Raw genomic sequence first — 16,746 nt, 5'->3', positions numbered from 1 at the left:
GGGCGTGGCAATATCTATCGTGGCGTGTGGGAATGCCAATCAAGTCGTGGGACTTGACTGGCCTAGAATCCGCCCCATATGCCGTGAAAGTCCGCTGCCCGAGGCAGTATCGGTGGGCGGCGGTGATGGAATGACAAAGGAGTCGCGGTGAACAATCAGTGGTTCTCGAAAGTGGCTGTGTGGATGGTGATCGCCTTGGTGCTGTTCACCGTCTTCAAGCAGTTCGATCGCAGCGCAACCCAGGGGACTCAGATCGGTTACTCGGACTTCCTCGAAGAAGTTCGCGCCAAGCGCATCAAGCAAGTGGTGCTGCAGGAAACCCCTGCCGGCACCGAGATCCAGGCGACCACCGGTGACGGCAACAAGCTCCGCACCACCGCGCCCTACATGGATCGCGGCCTGGTCGGCGACCTGATCAACTACGGCGTCAAGTTCGACGCCAAGCCCCGCGAAGAGCCGTCGGTCCTGATGAGCATCCTGCTCAGCTGGGGCCCGATGCTGCTGCTGATCGCCGTCTGGGTGTACTTCATGCGCCAGATGCAGGGCGGTGGCAAGGGCGGTGCGTTCAGCTTCGGCAAGTCGAAGGCACGCATGCTCGACGAAGCCAACAACACGACCACCTTCGCGGACGTCGCAGGTTGCGACGAGGCGAAGGAGGAAGTGAAGGAACTCGTCGACTTCCTCAAGGACCCGCAGAAGTTCCAGAAGCTGGGCGGACGCATTCCGCGCGGCGTCCTGCTGGTCGGCCCTCCCGGTACCGGCAAGACGCTGCTGGCCAAGGCCATCGCCGGTGAAGCCAAGGTGCCGTTCTTCACGATTTCCGGTTCGGACTTCGTCGAGATGTTCGTCGGTGTCGGCGCGGCACGGGTGCGCGACATGTTCGAGCAGGCCAAGAAGAGCGCGCCCTGCATCATCTTCGTCGACGAGATCGACGCCGTTGGTCGCCATCGCGGCGCCGGCCTGGGCGGCGGCAACGACGAGCGCGAGCAAACGCTCAACCAGATGCTGGTGGAGATGGACGGCTTCGACACCAACCTGGGCGTCATCGTGATGGCCGCGACCAACCGTCCGGACATCCTGGATCCGGCGCTGTTGCGTCCGGGTCGCTTCGACCGTCAGGTCTACGTCACGCTGCCCGACGTCCGTGGCCGCGAGCAGATCCTGAATGTGCACATGCGCAAGGTGCCGGTCGGCCAGGACGTCCGCGCCGACATCCTGGCGCGCGGCACCCCGGGCTTCTCCGGTGCCGATCTGGCCAACCTGGTCAACGAGGCCGCGCTGTTCGCCGCCCGCCGCAATGGCCGGGTGGTCGACATGCAGGACTTCGAGAAGGCCAAGGACAAGATCATGATGGGCCCCGAGCGGAAGTCCATGGTCATGCCCGAGGAAGAGCGCAAGAACACCGCCTATCACGAAGCCGGTCACGCCCTGGTCGCGCGCTTGCTGCCCAAGACCGATCCGGTGCACAAGGTGACGGTGATCCCGCGTGGTCGCGCGCTGGGCGTGACGATGCAGCTGCCGGAAGGCGACCGCTACAGCATGGACAAGGAGCGCATGCTCTCGACCATCTCGGTGCTGTTCGGCGGCCGGATCGCGGAAGAGGTCTTCATGAACCAGATGACGACCGGCGCCAGCAACGACTTCGAGCGAGCCACGGCGATCGCCCGCGACATGGTCACCCGCTACGGCATGACCGATGAACTGGGACCGATGGTCTATGCGGACAACGAAGGCGAGGTCTTCCTCGGCCGGTCGGTGACGAAGACGACCAACATGTCGGAAGAGACGATGCGCAAGGTCGATCAGGAGATCCGCAAGATCATCGACGAGCAATACACGATCGCTCGCAACCTGATCGAGGAGCACAAGGACAAGATGCACGCGATGGCCACGGCGCTGCTCGAGTGGGAAACCATCGACTCCGACCAGATCGACGACATCATGGACAACCGTCCCCCGCGTCCGCCGAAGGATTGGACGCCGCCGGCCAACAAGTCGGACAGCGGCGGCACGCCCGCGGTGAACACAGGCAGCGCACCTGCCGCCGCCTGATCGTCGGCGAGCAACTCCCAAGAGGCCAAAAAAGGGCCTCAAGGGGCAACACCTTTGAAAGGCCGGTCGTCAGACCGGCCTTTCTGCTTTTGGTCCGGAGCATCGCCGGATGCGGTGCTCACGCCGGGCGGTCGCGGCTTCCGTCATACTGTCCGCTTGGCGTGGCAGTCCCCAGCGCGATCTAGCGTGCCGCCGCGCGCTCGATGCCCTGCCGCCCATGACTGCTGCCTCGATCTGGAAAACCACCCGCTTCGATCTCGACCTGACGGAGCGCCCCCTGGTGATGGGCATCGTGAATGTGACGCCCGATTCGTTCTCGGACGGCGGCCGGCATGCCGACGCCGCCAAGGCGATCGACTTCTGCGAGCGGCTGCTGGGCGAGGGCGTCGACATCCTGGACCTGGGCGGCGAATCGACCCGCCCTGGCGCCGTCCGGCTCGATGCCGACGAGGAGTGGCGTCGCCTCGAGCCGGTCATGCGGGCTGCCCTGAATTTCGGCGTTCCGGTGTCGGTCGATACCTGCAAGACCGAGGTGATGCGGCGGGCCCTGGACCTGGGCGTCGACATCATCAATGACGTGCAGGCCTTGCGGGATGAGGGCGCCGATGCGCTGCTCGCGGAACACGGCAGCGCCGGCATCTGCCTGATGCACATGCGGGGCGAGCCTGCCGGCATGCAGCAGTTGACCGATTACGCCGATGTCGTGACCGAGGTCTCCGATTTCCTCGACGAGCGGATGCGGCACTTGGTCGAGTGCGGCGTGGCGGCGGAGCGGATCACGCTCGATCCCGGCTATGGGTTCGCCAAGACGGTCGACCAGAACCTGGCGCTGCAGCGCCGGCAGCGCGAACTGCTGGCGCTGGGACGGCCGCTGTTGGTGGGATGGTCACGCAAGTCGACCCTGGGTGCGGTGACGGGCCGCGCCGTCGACGAACGCCTGCCGGCCAGCATCGGCGCGGCGCTGGCGTCGGTGGTGCTGGGCGCGCGGATCGTGCGCGTTCACGATGTCGGCGCCACCGTCGACGCGCTCAAGGTCTGGCAGGCATTCGGCGCACCGCAAGGCTGACGGGCTGCTTCACTTCCGAGCGTCCCTCCCGGCCGCCTCCCCCGATCGCGGGGCCCCATCCTGGGCGAGGAGTGCTCGATCCGGCTTCGGCGACAATCCGCGGATTCAAGATCGAGAAGTCTCAGGAGGTTGCTTCAATGAGCCGCAAGTATTTCGGGACCGACGGCATCCGCGGGACCGTGGGCCGTACGCCCATCACGCCTGACTTCATGCTGCGGCTGGGGCATGCGGTGGGCCGGGTGCTCAAGCGCAGCTACGGCAAGCCCAGTGTCATGATCGGCAAGGACACCCGCATCTCCGGCTACATGCTCGAATCGGCACTCGAAGCGGGCTTCGCCTCAGCCGGCGTCAACGTCCTGCTGACCGGCCCCTTGCCGACGCCGGGCGTCGCTTACCTGACCCGGGCGCTGCGCCAGCACCTGGGCGTGGTCATTTCCGCCTCCCACAACCCCTTCGCCGACAACGGCATCAAGTTCTTCTCCTCCAAGGGCGAGAAACTGCCCGATGCCTGGGAACTCGACGTGGAAGCCGTGCTGGACGAGCCGCCGGTCTGGGTGGACTCCGCCAGCCTCGGCCGGGCGCGCCGCCTCGACGACGCGCAGGGCCGCTACATCGAGTTCTGCAAGGCCAGCTTCAGCAGTGACCTCAGCCTGCGGGGCATGAAGCTGGTGGTCGACGCCGCGCATGGCGCCGCCTATCAGGTCGCGCCGTCCGTGTTCCACGAACTGGGTGCGGAAGTGATCGCCATCGGCAACAAGCCGGACGGCTACAACATCAACGACAAGGTCGGCGCCACGGCGCCGGACGCCCTGGTCGCGGCGGTGAAGGAACACAAGGCCGATTACGGCATCGCGCTGGACGGCGACGCCGACCGCCTCCAGATGGTCGACGGCGATGGCCGCCTGTACAACGGCGATGAGCTGCTTTACGTGATGGTGGCGGATCGTCTGGCGCGCGGCGAGCGTGTCGCGGGCGCCGTCGGGACGCTGATGACCAACATGGCGGTCGAATTGGCGCTGCGCCAGCGGGACGTTGAGTTCGTGCGCGCCAAGGTGGGCGACCGCTACGTGCTCGAGGAACTGGCGGCCCGAGGCTGGCAGCTTGGCGGGGAGGGCTCCGGTCACCTGCTGGCGCTGGACCGTCACACGACGGGCGACGGGATCGTCAGCAGCCTGCTGGTGCTGGAAGCGGTCTGCCGCGGCGGTCGTCGCCTCGTCGACCTGCTGGAAGGCGTCTCCCTGTTCCCGCAAACGCTGATCAATGTCCGCCTTCAAGCCGACCAGCAGGATTGGAAGAGCAATCCGGCGCTCGCCCGCACCGAGGCGGAGGTCATGGCTGAACTGGGCGATCGCGGGCGCGTGCTGATCCGCAAGTCAGGCACCGAGCCGCTGCTGCGCGTGATGGTCGAGGCCAGCGACGCCGGGCTCGCCCAGCGTTGCGCGGAACGTCTGGCCGACGCCATTCGCGGTTGAAGCACGCAGCGCGCGAGTGATGCGAACTGCTCCGGACGAGTTCGGAGCGTGAAAAGGGCCGCCGGCGCGGGAGCGCCGGCGGCCCTAGTCGCATTGGTGGGTCGCTTCGAATGCGGCTCCTCGTAGCCTTGGCAGCCAGGAAACACCTTTGATTCGTCCGCCCGCGGAGGCCCGACTTCGTCCTCGAAAGGGTTATTTCCCCGGCGCTGCAGGCCGGGGACCGAAGATGACAGCGGGGTGAATCGAATATGACAATGGCTCGGACCCCGTGCCCGGAGCGCCGGTTCTCCTCTGGGGCGCTCTCCGTAACGAGATTTTTCCGGCTCCGGCCCGGCGTCACGGATGTGTCACATTGAGGTCATAGCATCCGCTCCGTTCGCCAACCAACCCAAGCGATAGGACTGAATGACCATGAATCAACTGCGTGCTGGCCTGCTGTTCGCCGCTTGCGCCGCGATGTTCTCCGCGGCCCATGCTCAAGAGGTGACCGGCGCGGGTGCCTCCTTCCCGGCTCCCGTGTACGCCAAGTGGGCCGACGCCTACAACAAGGCCACCGGCGTCCGCATCAACTATCAGTCGGTGGGTTCCGGTGCCGGCATCAAGCAGATCCAGGCCAAGACCGTCGATTTCGGCGCCTCCGACGCCCCCCTGAAGGACGAGCAACTGGCCAAGGACGGCCTGGTGCAGTTCCCGACCGTGATCGGCGGCGTCGTGCCGGTCATCAACGTCAAGGGCATCAACCCCGGTCAACTGAAGCTCAACGGCCAGATCCTGGGCGATATCTACCTGGGCAAGGTCACCAAGTGGAACGACCCCGCCATCGCCGCCCTCAACCCGGGCGTGGCGCTGCCGGACGCCGCCATCGCCGTGGTTCGCCGCGCCGACGGTTCGGGCACCAGCTTCCTGTTCACCAACTACCTGTCCAAGGTGAACGCCGAGTGGAAGGCCAAGGTCGGTGAAGGCACGGCGGTGAACTGGCCCACCGGCGCAGGCGGCAAGGGCAACGAGGGCGTGTCGGCCTTCGTGACGCGCCTGCCGAACTCGATCGGCTACGTCGAGTACGCCTATGCCAAGCAGAACAAGATGACCTACGTGCTGATGAAGAACGCCGCCGGCAACTTCGTCAGCCCGAGCGACGACGCCTTCAAGGCCGCTGCCGCCGGTGCCAAGTGGAACGAATCGTTCTACCAGGTGCTGACCGAGCAGGCGGGCAAGGACAGCTGGCCCATCACCGGCGCCACCTTCATCCTGATGCACGCTGCCCAGGACAAGCCGGCCCAGGCCGCCGCCGCGCTGAAGTTCTTCGACTGGGCCTACACCCAGGGCGACAAGACCGCCGACGAACTGGACTACGTGCCGCTGCCGGCCGCCGTCAAGGAGCTGGTTCGCAAGCAGTGGGCCGATCATGTGAAGGACGGTTCGGGCAAGGCTGTCAGCTTCAAGTGATCCTCGCCTGACGACACAGCCCGGTGACCCGCGTCGCGGCCACCGGGCTTTCGCACAAGAATTCCAGACACTCCCAGCGGAGGCCCCGTGGCCGCAATACTTCCAGCCAATTCCATCGACCGAGATCGCGGCCAGGAGCGGGCCCAGCCTGACGGCCGTCCGCCGCAGCGCCGGCGCGTCGCGCCCTGGGCCGACACCGTGTTCTCGGCGCTGACGCACGGCGCGGCCTGGCTCACGCTGGCCCTGCTGGCGGGCATCATCGGCTCGCTGCTGGTCGGGGCCGCGCCCGCGATCAAGCAGTTCGGCCTGAACTTCCTGATCACCGCGGACTGGGATCCGGTGCAGGAGAAGTTCGGCGGCCTGGTGATGATCTACGGCACGCTGATGACGTCGCTCATCGCGCTGCTGATCGCGGTGCCGGTGAGCTTCGGCATCGCGCTGTTCCTCACCGAACTTGCCCCGGGCTGGCTGCGCCGCCCGCTGGGCATCGCGATCGAGCTGCTGGCCGCGGTCCCGTCCATCGTCTACGGCATGTGGGGCCTGCTGGTCTTCGGCCCGATCCTGGCGACCTATGTGCAGCAGCCACTGCAGTCGCTGCTGGGCGGCGTGCCCTACCTGGGCGCGCTGGTGTCCGGCCCGCCGGTGGGCATCGGCATCCTGTCGGCCGGCATCATCCTGGCCATCATGATCATCCCGTTCATCGCCTCGGTGATGCGCGACGTCTTCGAGGTCACGCCGGCGATGCTCAAGGAATCGGCCTACGGCCTGGGCTCCACGACCTGGGAAGTGGTCTGGAAGGTCGTGCTGCCGTACACCAAGACCGGTGTGGTCGGCGGCATCATGCTGGGCCTGGGCCGCGCGCTGGGCGAGACCATGGCGGTCACCTTCGTGATCGGCAACATGAACCAGCTGAACTCGCTGTCGGTCTTCGAGGCCGCCAACAGCATCACCTCGGCGCTGGCCAACGAGTTCGCCGAAGCCGGCGCCGGCCTGCACCAGGCCTCGCTGATCTACCTGGGCCTGGTGCTGTTCTTCATCACCTTCGTGGTGCTGGCGTTCTCCAAGGTCCTGCTCAACAAGCTCAAGAAGAACGAGGGAGCCCGCACATGAGCGCCACCAACGCCAAGCGCCTGGCGATGTACAACAAGCGCAAGCGCGTCAACCAGATCGCGCTGACGCTGTCCCTGGCCGCGATGGGCTTCGGCCTGGTCTGGCTGATCTGGATCCTGCTGGAGACGCTGATCCAGGGCGTGGGCGGGCTGACGATCGCCACCTTCACCCAGATGACGCCGCCGCCGATGGCGGAAGAGGGCGGCCTGGCCAACGCGATCTACGGTTCGCTGCTGATGGTCGGCCTGGCCACCTGCGTCGGCACGCCGATCGGCGTGCTGGCCGGCGTCTATCTCGCCGAGTACGGCCAGAAGACCTGGCTCGGTGCCAGCGTGCGCTTCATCAACGACATCCTGCTGTCGGCGCCGTCGATCGTGGTGGGCCTGTTCATCTACACGGTGGTGGTGACGCGGATGAAGTCGTTCTCGGCGCTGGCCGGCATCCTGGCGCTGGCGCTGATCGTGATCCCGGTGGTGATCCGCACCACCGAGAACATGCTGAGCCTGATCCCCAACGCGCTGCGCGAGGCGGCCTATGCGCTGGGCACGCCGAAGTGGAAGGTCATCCTGACCGTCACGCTGAAGGCGGCCCGCGCCGGCGTGGTGACCGGCGTGCTGCTGGCGCTGGCGCGCATCTCGGGCGAGACCGCGCCGCTGCTCTTCACCGCGCTGTCCAACCAGTTCTGGACCAGCTCACTGGGCAGCCCGATGGCCAGCCTGCCGGTGACCATCTTCAAGTTCGCGATGAGCCCGTACGAGAACTGGCAGAAGCTGGCCTGGGCCGGCGTCTTCATCATCACCATCGGCGTGCTGCTGCTCAACATCGCCGCCCGCGTGCTGTTCAAGGAAAAGCATTGACCGGCTGAATGCCGCCGGGGCCGAATGCTCCGGCGTCTCACGATCAACGAATCCCACGAATCGAGAAACAACATGGACGTCAAAGTCGACATGCCGGTGACCGAGAAGGCGAAGCTCTCGGTGAAGAACCTGAACTTCTACTACGGCAGCTTCCACGCGCTGAAGAACATCAACCTGGACATCCCCGAGAACAAGGTGACGGCCTTCATCGGGCCGTCGGGCTGCGGCAAGTCCACGCTGCTGCGCACGCTCAACCGGATGTTCGAGCTCTATCCGGAGCAGCGCGCCGAGGGCCAGATCCTGCTGGACGGCGAGGACATCCTGACCAGCAAGGAAGACGTGTCGCTGATCCGCGCCAAGGTCGGCATGGTGTTCCAGAAGCCGACGCCGTTCCCGATGTCGATCTACGACAACATCGCCTTCGGCGTGCGCCTGTTCGAGACGCTGTCGCGCGTCGAGATGGACGAGCGCGTCGAGTGGGCGCTGAAGAAGGCCGCGCTGTGGAACGAGGTCAAGGACAAGCTGAACCAGAGCGGTTCCGGTCTCTCCGGCGGTCAGCAGCAGCGCCTGTGCATCGCGCGCGGCATCGCGATCAAGCCGGAGGTGCTGCTGCTGGACGAGCCCTGCTCGGCGCTGGATCCGATCTCGACCGGCAAGATCGAGGAGCTCATCCATGAGCTCAAGCACGACTACACCGTCGCGATCGTGACCCACAACATGCAGCAGGCCGCCCGCTGCTCGGACTACACCGCCTACATGTACCTGGGCGACCTGATCGAATTCGGACCGACCGCGGAGCTCTTCATGAAGCCCAAGCGCAAGGACACCGAGGACTACATCACCGGACGCTTTGGCTGAGGCCGGACCGAGGACGGGCCCTGCGGCCTGTCCGACGCCGGCCGAAGGCCATGGCGCGTCTCGCGCACCATGGCTGGGGAGGCGGTAGCTAAGAGCCGATCAAGTTAGGAGAACCGAAATGACAGATAAACATCTCTCCACCCAGTTCGACGCCGAGCTCAGCGGCATTTCCACCCGCGTGCTGGAGATGGGCGGCCTGGTCGAATCGCAGGTCGCGCAGGCCGTCGAGGCGCTGGGCACGTTCAGCGGCGACATCGCCAGCCACGTCCTCAAGCAGGAGGAGATCGTCAACACGATGGAGATCGAGATTGATCGCGACCTGTCGACGATCATTGCCCGCCGCCAGCCCACCGCGCGGGACCTGCGCCTGCTGATCGCCGTGTCCAAGACGATCGCCAACCTCGAGCGCGTCGGCGACGAGGCCGCCCGCATCGCCCGCACCGTGCAGCGCCTGATCAACACCGGCGTGTCGAGCCGGCTGCGCCTGCCGATGTCGGACCTGTCTTATGAGGCCGAACTGGCCACCGCGCAGCTGCGCAAGGCGCTGGACGCGTTCGCGCGACTGGATGTCGACCGCGCGCTGGAAGTGCTCAAGGCCGACGACCAGATCGACAAGGAGTTCGACGGCCTGATGCGCAAGCTCATCACTTACATGATGGAAGACCCGCGCACCATCTCGTCGTCGATCGATCTGGTGTTCGTCGCCAAGGCGATCGAACGGGTGGGCGACCACGCCAAGAACCTGGCCGAAGTCATCATCTACGTGGTCAAGGGCACCGACGTCCGCCACAACTCGCCCGACGCCGTCGAGCACATGGTGCGCTGAGCACCGATCGCGATCCTCCCGTCCGGCCCGGCCCCGATCGGGGTGTCAGGACCGGCGGGACCGAATAAGAGGAGTTACCCCGCATGAGTCGCATCCTGGTCGTCGAGGACGAATCCGCCATCGCCGAGCTGATCTCCATCAACCTGCGCCACGCCGGCTACGAAGTGACGCTGGCCGGCAATGCCGAGCAGGCGCAGTTGGAAGTGGACCGCGTGCTGCCCGATCTGGTCGTGCTCGACTGGATGCTGCCAGGCCAGACCGGCCTGGCGCTGGCGCGCCAATGGCGTGGCGCGACCCGCACCCGCGAGCTGCCCATCATCCTGCTGACGGCGCGCGCGGAAGAGGTCGACAAGGTGTCCGGCCTGGACGCCGGCGCCGACGACTACCTGACCAAGCCGTTCTCCACCAACGAGCTGCTGGCCCGCATCCGCGCGGTGCTGCGCCGCAAGGCGCCCGAGGCGCTGGACACGGCGGTCGAGGTCGGCGGCCTGGTCCTGGATCCGGGCACGCGACGTGTCAGCCGCGAGGGCGTGGAGGTCAAGCTGGGCCCGACCGAGTTCCGCCTGCTGCATTTCTTCATGACGCACCCGGAGCGCGTGCACAGCCGTTCGCAGCTGCTGGACCGCGTCTGGGGCGACCACGTGTTCATCGAGGAACGCACCGTCGATGTCCACGTCAAGCGCCTGCGCGAGGCGCTGGAGAAGGTCAGCTGCGCCCGCATGATCGAGACGGTGCGCGGCGCCGGCTACCGACTGACCCAGCAGAGCAGCGCCCTGTCGGCCTGAGGACGCGTCCATGGCATGGATGTTGTCGCGGGTGCTGATGCTGGTGTTGGGAACCGGCGTGGCGGGCGGACTGGGCTACTGGCTGGGCGAATGGATGCGGATGCCGCAGCTCGCCGCGGCGCTGGCGGCGGGGACGGCCGTCATCCTGATGGCGGTCTGGGACGCGGCGCGGGCGCATCGGCTGGTGACCTGGCTGCGCGGCGACCAGCATGAGGACGCGCCGCGGCTGGCCGGCCTCTGGGGCGAGATGGCCTACCGCGTCGAGCGCGGCCTGCGCGACCGCGAGCGGCGTTATGACCGTGAGCGCCAGCAGCTCGAGCAGTTCCTGCAGGCGATCGAGGCGTCGCCCAACGGCGTGATCCTGCTCGACGGGCAGGACCACATCCAGTGGTGCAACGTCGTCGCCGGCGATCATTTCTCGCTGGACCCACAGCGCGACAAGCTGCAGCGGATCACCAACCTGGTCCGTTACCCGGCCTTCGTGTCCTACCTGCAGAGCGGCAACTTCCAGCAACCGCTGACGCTGACCAACACCCGCGCCAAATCCACGCTGCAGGTGCTGGTGCGCGATTACGGCGTCGGCGGGGAATCGCGCAAGCTGGTGCTGTCGCTGGACGTGACGGATCGCGAGCGCAACGAGTCGATGCGGCGCGACTTCGTCGCCAATGTGTCGCACGAGATCCGCACGCCGCTGACGGTGCTGGCCGGCTTCATCGAGACGATGGCCAGCCTGCAGCTGACCGAGGCCGAGCGCAAGCGTGTCCTGCACTTGATGCAGCAGCAGACGACGCGGATGCAGACGCTCGTCGGCGATCTGCTGACGCTGGCGCAACTCGAGGGCAGTCCCCGTCCAGCCGCCGACCACTGGATCGCGCTGGATCCGCTGCTGTCGCGCGTCGGCGCCGACGCGCAGGCGCTCTCCAACGGGCGGCATGAACTGGTCTGCGAGCGCCAGACCGGCGTCGAGCTGGCAGGCGTCGAGACCGAGATCCTCAGCGCGATCGCCAACCTGGTCAGCAACGCGGTGCGCTACACGCCGGAAGGCGGGCGCATCGAGCTGCAATGGCGCTGGATGCCGGACCATGGCGGCGAGATCTCGGTCATCGACAACGGCCCCGGCATCGCGCGCGAACACCTGCCGCGGCTCACGGAGCGCTTCTATCGCGTCGACGGCAGCCGCTCGCGCGACACCGGTGGCACCGGGCTCGGGCTGTCGATCGTCAAGCATGTGGTCCAGCGCCATGGCGGGGAACTGCGCATCGACAGCGAGCCCGGCAAGGGCTCCAGCTTCCGGCTCAAGTTCCCGGCCACGCGCGTCCGATTGGCCGATGCGCCGGCGATCGGGGAGGAATCCGCGCCTGCGGCATTGGCCGGGGGCGGCGGGCTCTGAGGCTTTTCGGCGGCGCCGGGATGGCGTCGGGGAAATGCCCCAGAGCGGGTCAGCGGTCCTTCTGCATGACCAGGTAGGTGGCGAATCGGTCCGTCGGGCGACGGACGACGCCGAGGACCTTCCAGCCGCTCGGCGGCGTCGGCGTACCCTCCGCCTGCACGGAGATCGCGACCGCGCAGTCCGTGCGGTCGAGGCCCCGGGTCGCATCGACGCGCCAATGGCCCTGGAACTCCAGCGCCGCCAGCGCATGCGTCGGCAGGCTCGGTGCGGCAATGCAGTCGACCTCCTTCGGCAGGTGGGCCGCGATGCGGTCGACCAGCGGCTTGTTGCTGCGCGCGTAGTTCAGTGGATGCAGCCCCAGCGTCATCGCCAGCAGCCACGCCAGCGCCACGCCCCCGGCCGGCAAGGCCAGGCTCTTCCAGATCGCGTGGCGGTGGCGGGCGGTGCGCCAACGCACCAGCCACAGCCAGGCCAGCGTGCCCAGCAGCGCCAGCACGAACGTGAGCAGGCTGAATTCGGGCTCGTAGCCTTGAGCCAGCTTGCGCACGTTGGCCAGGAACTTGGCCGGCCAGCCGATCTGCAAGGCGGTGTAGTACAGCCACAGGAAGATCGCGCCGGCGGTGAAGAAGAACACCGAGAACCAGTCGAGCAGCGCGCTGGCGCTGCGTTGGAAGGTCGGCAGCGCGAAGCTCGCCAGCACCGCCAGCGGCGGCAGCGCGAGCAGCATGGCGCGGTCGTCGGCGCCCATCAGCAGGCTGGTCAGCAGCGGCACCAGCGAAGCCAGCAATGGCACCGACAGGTGGCGCCGCATCAGGTGCGAGCGCCAGCGCCACAGAGACCACGCCGCCAGCGGCCAGGCCGGCCAGCAGAACCAGCCCAGCAGGCGCAGCCAGTCCAGCACGCTGCGTTCGCTGGCCTTCACGCGCCAGGCCCAGCCATGCATCGGCCAGGCCACGAGCGCCGCCAGCGCCATCGCGCCGAGGATCCAGGGCAGGAACTTGCGCGCGTCCTCGTAGGTGGAGCGATAGCAAAGCCACAGCGCGCCGACGGACAGGGCCAGCGCGACGGCTGGCGCACCGCTGGTCGCGAGCACGGGCAGCGCGGCGAGCATCGCGGCGCGCGCCTTCCATTGACGGAACGGCAGCGCCGCGAGGCTGTAGACGAACAAGGTGATGCCCAGCAGCTGGAGGATCTCCGGCGTGATCTCGTGGCCCAGTCGCAGCAGACCGACGCTGGCGATCAGCGCCAGCAGGCAGCCGTCGGCCATGGCGCGGGCGTAGTCGACCGCATGCGCCTCGCCACCGAAGGCGAACGCGACCGGCTGGGCGGCCTCGGTGCGGGCCAGGTGCAGGCAGCTGTACCAGGCCAGCGCCAGCACCGCTGCCAGCATCAGGCCGAAGGGAATCCGCGCCGCCACCGACGGCTCCAGGAAGGGCAGCAGCTTGATGCCCAGCGCGCCGACCCAGTAAGGCAGCAGGCCACCATCGGCGGGCAGGCCGGCGATCGCCGGCTGCAGCCAGGGCGCATGGCCCTGCGCGATGCTGGCGATGAAGCCGTAGGCGGTGAGATCGGCGTTGCGCCACGGGTCACGGCCGAACAGGCCGGGCAGCACGTAGGCCGCGCACAGCAGCAGCAGGGCCCAGCGAGGGATCGGGTGCGTGCTGCGCTCGGCCACGACGGCCGGGGTGGGCAGATTCATGCGCGTCTGTCTCGTTGTCGTTGTGGATGCCGGTGCGCATCATGCCGCAGCTTCGGCGCCCTCAGGACGACTCTGCCGACAGCGCGCACGGTAAAGGGCCGTGACGCCCTGTACCGGGCGGGAGCGATGCAGCGGGGGGCGCTTCCGGGCGAGGTGACGCGCCGCCGCGGGGCACCATGAAAAAAGGCAGCCGGTGGGGCTGCCTTCTTCGCGGTGACCGGATGCGGACATCCGGTCGGGGAGGGCGCTCAGGCCTTCTTGCGCAGGTTCGCAAACTTGTTGCGGAACTTCTCGACGCGGCCACCCAGGCTGTCGACGCTCTTCTGCGTGCCGGTGTAGAACGGGTGCGATTCGCTGGAGGTTTCCAGCTTGACCAGCGGCAGTTCGCGGCCGTCGTCCAGCTTGATCGATTCCTTGGTCACCACCGTCGAGCGGATGATGAACTGGGCGCCGTTGGACTGGTCCACGAAGACCACGTCACGGTAGTTGGGGTGAATGCCTTCTTTGGCCATCTCGCTTACCTCGCTGCAGTGCCGCCAGCCACACCGCCCCTTGCAGTGCACTTGTCGACAGCGGAAAAACGCGGAGTATAGCTGAAATGCAGGAAGCCGCCCAGAGGGCGGCTTCCGTGAAGTCCTTGGCAGGGCCGGTATCAGCCGCCTCTGCGCATCATGTCGAAGAAGTCATGGTTGTTCTTCGAGGACTTCATCTTGTCGAGGATGAACTCCATCGCCTCGATCTCGTCCATCGGGTAGAGCAGCTTGCGCAGGATCCAGGCCTTCTGGAGGATCTCCGGCTTGAGCAGCAGTTCCTCGCGGCGCGTGCCCGACTTGTTCAGCAGGATCGACGGGTAGACCCGCTTCTCGGCCATGCGGCGATCCAGGTGGATCTCGCAGTTGCCGGTGCCCTTGAACTCCTCGTAGATCACCTCGTCCATCTTGGAGCCGGTGTCCACCAGCGCGGTGCCGATGATGGTCAGCGAGCCGCCTTCCTCGATGTTGCGCGCCGCGCCGAAGAAGCGCTTGGGGCGCTGCAGCGCGTTGGCGTCCACGCCGCCGGTCAGCACCTTGCCGGAGCTGGGCAGCACGTTGTTGTAGGCCCGGGCCAGGCGGGTGATCGAGTCCAGCAGGATGATCACGTCCTTTCTCAGCTCGACCAGGCGCTTGGCGCGCTCGATGACCATCTCGGCCACCTGCACGTGGCGGGCGGCCGGTTCGTCGAAGGTGGAGCTGATGACCTCGCCGCGCACGGTGCGCTGCATCTCGGTCACTTCCTCGGGGCGCTCGTCCACCAGCAGCACCATCAGGTGAGCGTCGGGATAGTTGGCCGCGATCGAGTGCGCCAGGTGCTGCATCATCATCGTCTTGCCCGACTTGGGCGGCGCCACGAGCAGCGCGCGCTGGCCCTTACCGAGCGGGGCGATCAGGTCGATGATGCGGCTGGTGATGTTGTCCTCGCCGCGGATGTCGCGCTCGAGCTTGAACTGCTCCTTGGGGAAGAGCGGCGTCAAGTTCTCGAACATGATTTTGTGCTTGGACTCCTCCGGCGTCAGGCCGTTGACCCGGTCCACCTTCACCAGCGCGAAGTAGCGTTCGCCGTCCTTGGGGACGCGGACCTCGCCTTCGATCATGTCGCCGGTATGCAGGTTGAAGCGGCGGATCTGGCTCGGCGACAGGTAGATGTCGTCCGTGGACGCCATGTAGCTGGTCTCGGGCGAGCGCAGGAAGCCGAAGCCGTCCGGCAGCACTTCGAGGACGCCGTCGCCGAAGACCTGCTCGCCGGCCTTGGCGCGCTTTTTCATGATCGCGAACATCAGCTCCTGCTTGCGCATGCGAGCGACGTTGTCGATCTCCAGCTCTTCGCCCATCTTGATCAGGGCGGAGACGTGAAGCGCCTTCAGTTCAGAAAGATGCATGGGGGGGTTGACCCGGTCTGTCGTCCAGGGCCTGCCAAGGCCAGGGACACAAACAACGGCGAGCCCAAGGGACGCGCGTGCCGCGTTGCTGCGGACGGAAAGAATGCGTGGAGACTTGGGCGCCGAGTCCACGCGCTCACCCGGAATGTCGACGGCGTCCGAAGACGCCGCGCTGGCCCGAGAGGGCGTGTTGGCAAGTTGACCGCCGAGGCCGCGTGGGCCCCGGCGGATCGAATGATTATAGGTGGGCGTCCAGGAACGACGTCAACTGGGCCTTGGACAGGGCGCCGACCTTGGTGGCGGCGAGCTGGCCGCCCTTGAACAGCATCAGCGTCGGGATGCCGCGGATGCCGAACTTGGCGGGCACCTCGCGGTTGTCGTCGACATTGAGCTTGGCGATCTGCAGCCGGTCGCCGTAGTCCTTGGCCACTTCGTCCAGGATGGGGGCGATCATCTTGCAGGGGCCGCACCACTCGGCCCAGTAGTCCACCAGCACGGGCTTGTCGGACTGGATGACGTCGCTGTCGAACGAGGCGTCGGAGATGTGTTTGATCTGTTCGCTGCTCATGGAGATGGTCCTTGCGTGATGTCCCTGTCGGGCGGATGCCTCGGGTTGGGCGGCCAGCCGGGCGACAATGTGTGCCGCCTCGGGAGCCCCAGGGTTGCAGGGGGAGCGGAGATTCTCACACAAGCCCGGAAACCTCGGCCCGAGTAGGCGCTCCAGCCACATGACGGTGCGCAAGGCGGATCTCAAGGCGCTGGTGTCGAGGATTTCGCTATCGTCGCCATTCGCAGAATTTCGCCATCGCCCATTCGCCAGAGTCCGCCACCGCCTTGACGACCTCGCCGCCTTCGCCGATGCCCCGGACGCCCCACGCTCCGGACCTGCCGCCGTCGCTGCGCGCCGCGCCGGCCACCGTCGACTTCCCGTTGCTCCCCGCCCACAACAGTGCCGCGATCTGGGACGGCGTCGCCCGCCGCGCGGCGCAGTGGCTGGAGGAGAACGACCTGGCGGCCCGCGACGCGGTGCTGCTGCTGCCCTTCGCGCAGCACCTGCAGCCGGCCCGGCTGGCCTGGATGAAGCTTTCGCGCTGGCAGCCGCGCATCGAGACGACCCGCAGCCTGGCTTCAGCGCTGGGGCCGAGCCCGCTCCCGCAGGCCAACCAGATCACCGGCGACGCCGCCATCGACGCGCTGGCCGCGCGCGCGCTGCTGCGCGGCCAGAGCTGGGCCGAGGCGCTGCGCGAGCAGGACCCGCGGGCCCACAGAA

The 16,746-nt window shown here is 67.1% G+C and carries 15 protein-coding genes; 11 read left to right on the top strand and 4 right to left on the bottom strand.

Features of this window, described 5'->3' with window-relative positions:
* The first annotated feature begins 147 nt into the window (after positions 1-147).
* The 10 genes from ftsH (at position 148) to phoR (ending at position 11,862) form a co-directional block, all read left to right on the top strand.
* The gene (ftsH, locus tag CS062_RS18255) at positions 148-2,052 is read left to right on the top strand and encodes an ATP-dependent zinc metalloprotease FtsH (RefSeq protein ID WP_099863003.1); all 1,905 of its coding nucleotides are present in this window, start codon (positions 148-150) and stop codon (positions 2,050-2,052) included.
* 217 nt (positions 2,053-2,269) lie between these two features.
* The gene (folP, locus tag CS062_RS18250) at positions 2,270-3,118 is read left to right on the top strand and encodes a dihydropteroate synthase (RefSeq protein ID WP_099863002.1); all 849 of its coding nucleotides are present in this window, start codon (positions 2,270-2,272) and stop codon (positions 3,116-3,118) included.
* Between the two features lie 137 nt (positions 3,119-3,255).
* The gene (glmM, locus tag CS062_RS18245) at positions 3,256-4,590 is read left to right on the top strand and encodes a phosphoglucosamine mutase (protein ID WP_099863001.1); all 1,335 of its coding nucleotides are present in this window, start codon (positions 3,256-3,258) and stop codon (positions 4,588-4,590) included.
* A gap of 411 nt (positions 4,591-5,001) precedes the next feature.
* Positions 5,002-6,036 (top strand): phosphate ABC transporter substrate-binding protein PstS, encoded by a 1,035-nt coding sequence (gene pstS, locus CS062_RS18240; RefSeq protein WP_099863019.1) that lies wholly within the window; start codon positions 5,002-5,004, stop codon positions 6,034-6,036.
* An 87-nt stretch (positions 6,037-6,123) separates the two neighbouring features.
* Entirely contained in the window at positions 6,124-7,146 is a 1,023-nt protein-coding gene (gene pstC, locus CS062_RS18235; RefSeq protein ID WP_438270488.1) for a phosphate ABC transporter permease PstC, read from the top strand.
* Complete coding sequence (gene pstA / locus CS062_RS18230) at positions 7,143-8,003, top strand: phosphate ABC transporter permease PstA (protein ID WP_099863000.1); 861 nt, start codon at positions 7,143-7,145, stop codon at positions 8,001-8,003. The genes pstC and pstA overlap by 4 nt, the downstream gene beginning before the upstream one ends.
* A gap of 72 nt (positions 8,004-8,075) precedes the next feature.
* Positions 8,076-8,861, top strand: a complete 786-nt coding sequence (gene pstB / locus CS062_RS18225) for a phosphate ABC transporter ATP-binding protein PstB (RefSeq protein ID WP_091733906.1) — start codon at positions 8,076-8,078, stop codon at positions 8,859-8,861.
* A gap of 118 nt (positions 8,862-8,979) precedes the next feature.
* Positions 8,980-9,687: a phosphate signaling complex protein PhoU gene (phoU, locus tag CS062_RS18220; RefSeq protein ID WP_099862999.1), complete on the top strand. Its 708-nt coding sequence runs from the start codon at positions 8,980-8,982 to the stop codon at positions 9,685-9,687.
* A gap of 83 nt (positions 9,688-9,770) precedes the next feature.
* Positions 9,771-10,472, top strand: coding sequence for a phosphate regulon transcriptional regulator PhoB (gene phoB, locus CS062_RS18215; protein WP_091733626.1), 702 nt, complete (start codon positions 9,771-9,773; stop codon positions 10,470-10,472).
* 10 nt (positions 10,473-10,482) lie between these two features.
* Complete coding sequence (gene phoR / locus CS062_RS18210; protein ID WP_099862998.1) at positions 10,483-11,862, top strand: phosphate regulon sensor histidine kinase PhoR; 1,380 nt, start codon at positions 10,483-10,485, stop codon at positions 11,860-11,862.
* A gap of 49 nt (positions 11,863-11,911) precedes the next feature.
* On the opposite strand, the gene CS062_RS18205 is transcribed toward phoR, so the two are convergent.
* The 4 genes from CS062_RS18205 to trxA all read right to left on the bottom strand — a co-directional run bounded on the left by CS062_RS18205 (position 11,912) and on the right by trxA (position 16,044).
* Positions 11,912-13,561 carry a hypothetical protein gene (locus tag CS062_RS18205; RefSeq protein ID WP_099862997.1) on the bottom strand — a complete coding sequence of 550 codons (1,650 nt, stop codon included), beginning with the start codon at positions 13,559-13,561 and terminating at the stop codon, positions 11,912-11,914.
* A gap of 248 nt (positions 13,562-13,809) precedes the next feature.
* Entirely contained in the window at positions 13,810-14,073 is a 264-nt protein-coding gene (locus tag CS062_RS18200; RefSeq protein ID WP_091733632.1) for a type B 50S ribosomal protein L31, read from the bottom strand.
* A 140-nt stretch (positions 14,074-14,213) separates the two neighbouring features.
* Positions 14,214-15,476, bottom strand: a complete 1,263-nt coding sequence (gene rho, locus CS062_RS18195; RefSeq protein ID WP_091733634.1) for a transcription termination factor Rho — start codon at positions 15,474-15,476, stop codon at positions 14,214-14,216.
* 238 nt (positions 15,477-15,714) lie between these two features.
* Positions 15,715-16,044: a thioredoxin TrxA gene (gene trxA, locus CS062_RS18190; protein WP_088383781.1), complete on the bottom strand. Its 330-nt coding sequence runs from the start codon at positions 16,042-16,044 to the stop codon at positions 15,715-15,717.
* Positions 16,045-16,334: 290 nt separating this feature from the next.
* Here trxA and CS062_RS18185 point away from each other — a divergent pair.
* A partial coding sequence (locus tag CS062_RS18185) for a hypothetical protein (RefSeq protein WP_143742408.1) occupies positions 16,335-16,746 on the top strand: 412 nt, incomplete at its 3' end.

Source organism: Roseateles chitinivorans, assembly GCF_002761755.1.
Taxonomy (GTDB): Bacteria; Pseudomonadota; Gammaproteobacteria; order Burkholderiales; family Burkholderiaceae_C; genus Roseateles; species Roseateles chitinivorans.
The sequence above is the reverse complement of the archived record's forward strand: the minus strand, read 5'-3'. Positions and strand labels throughout refer to the sequence as shown.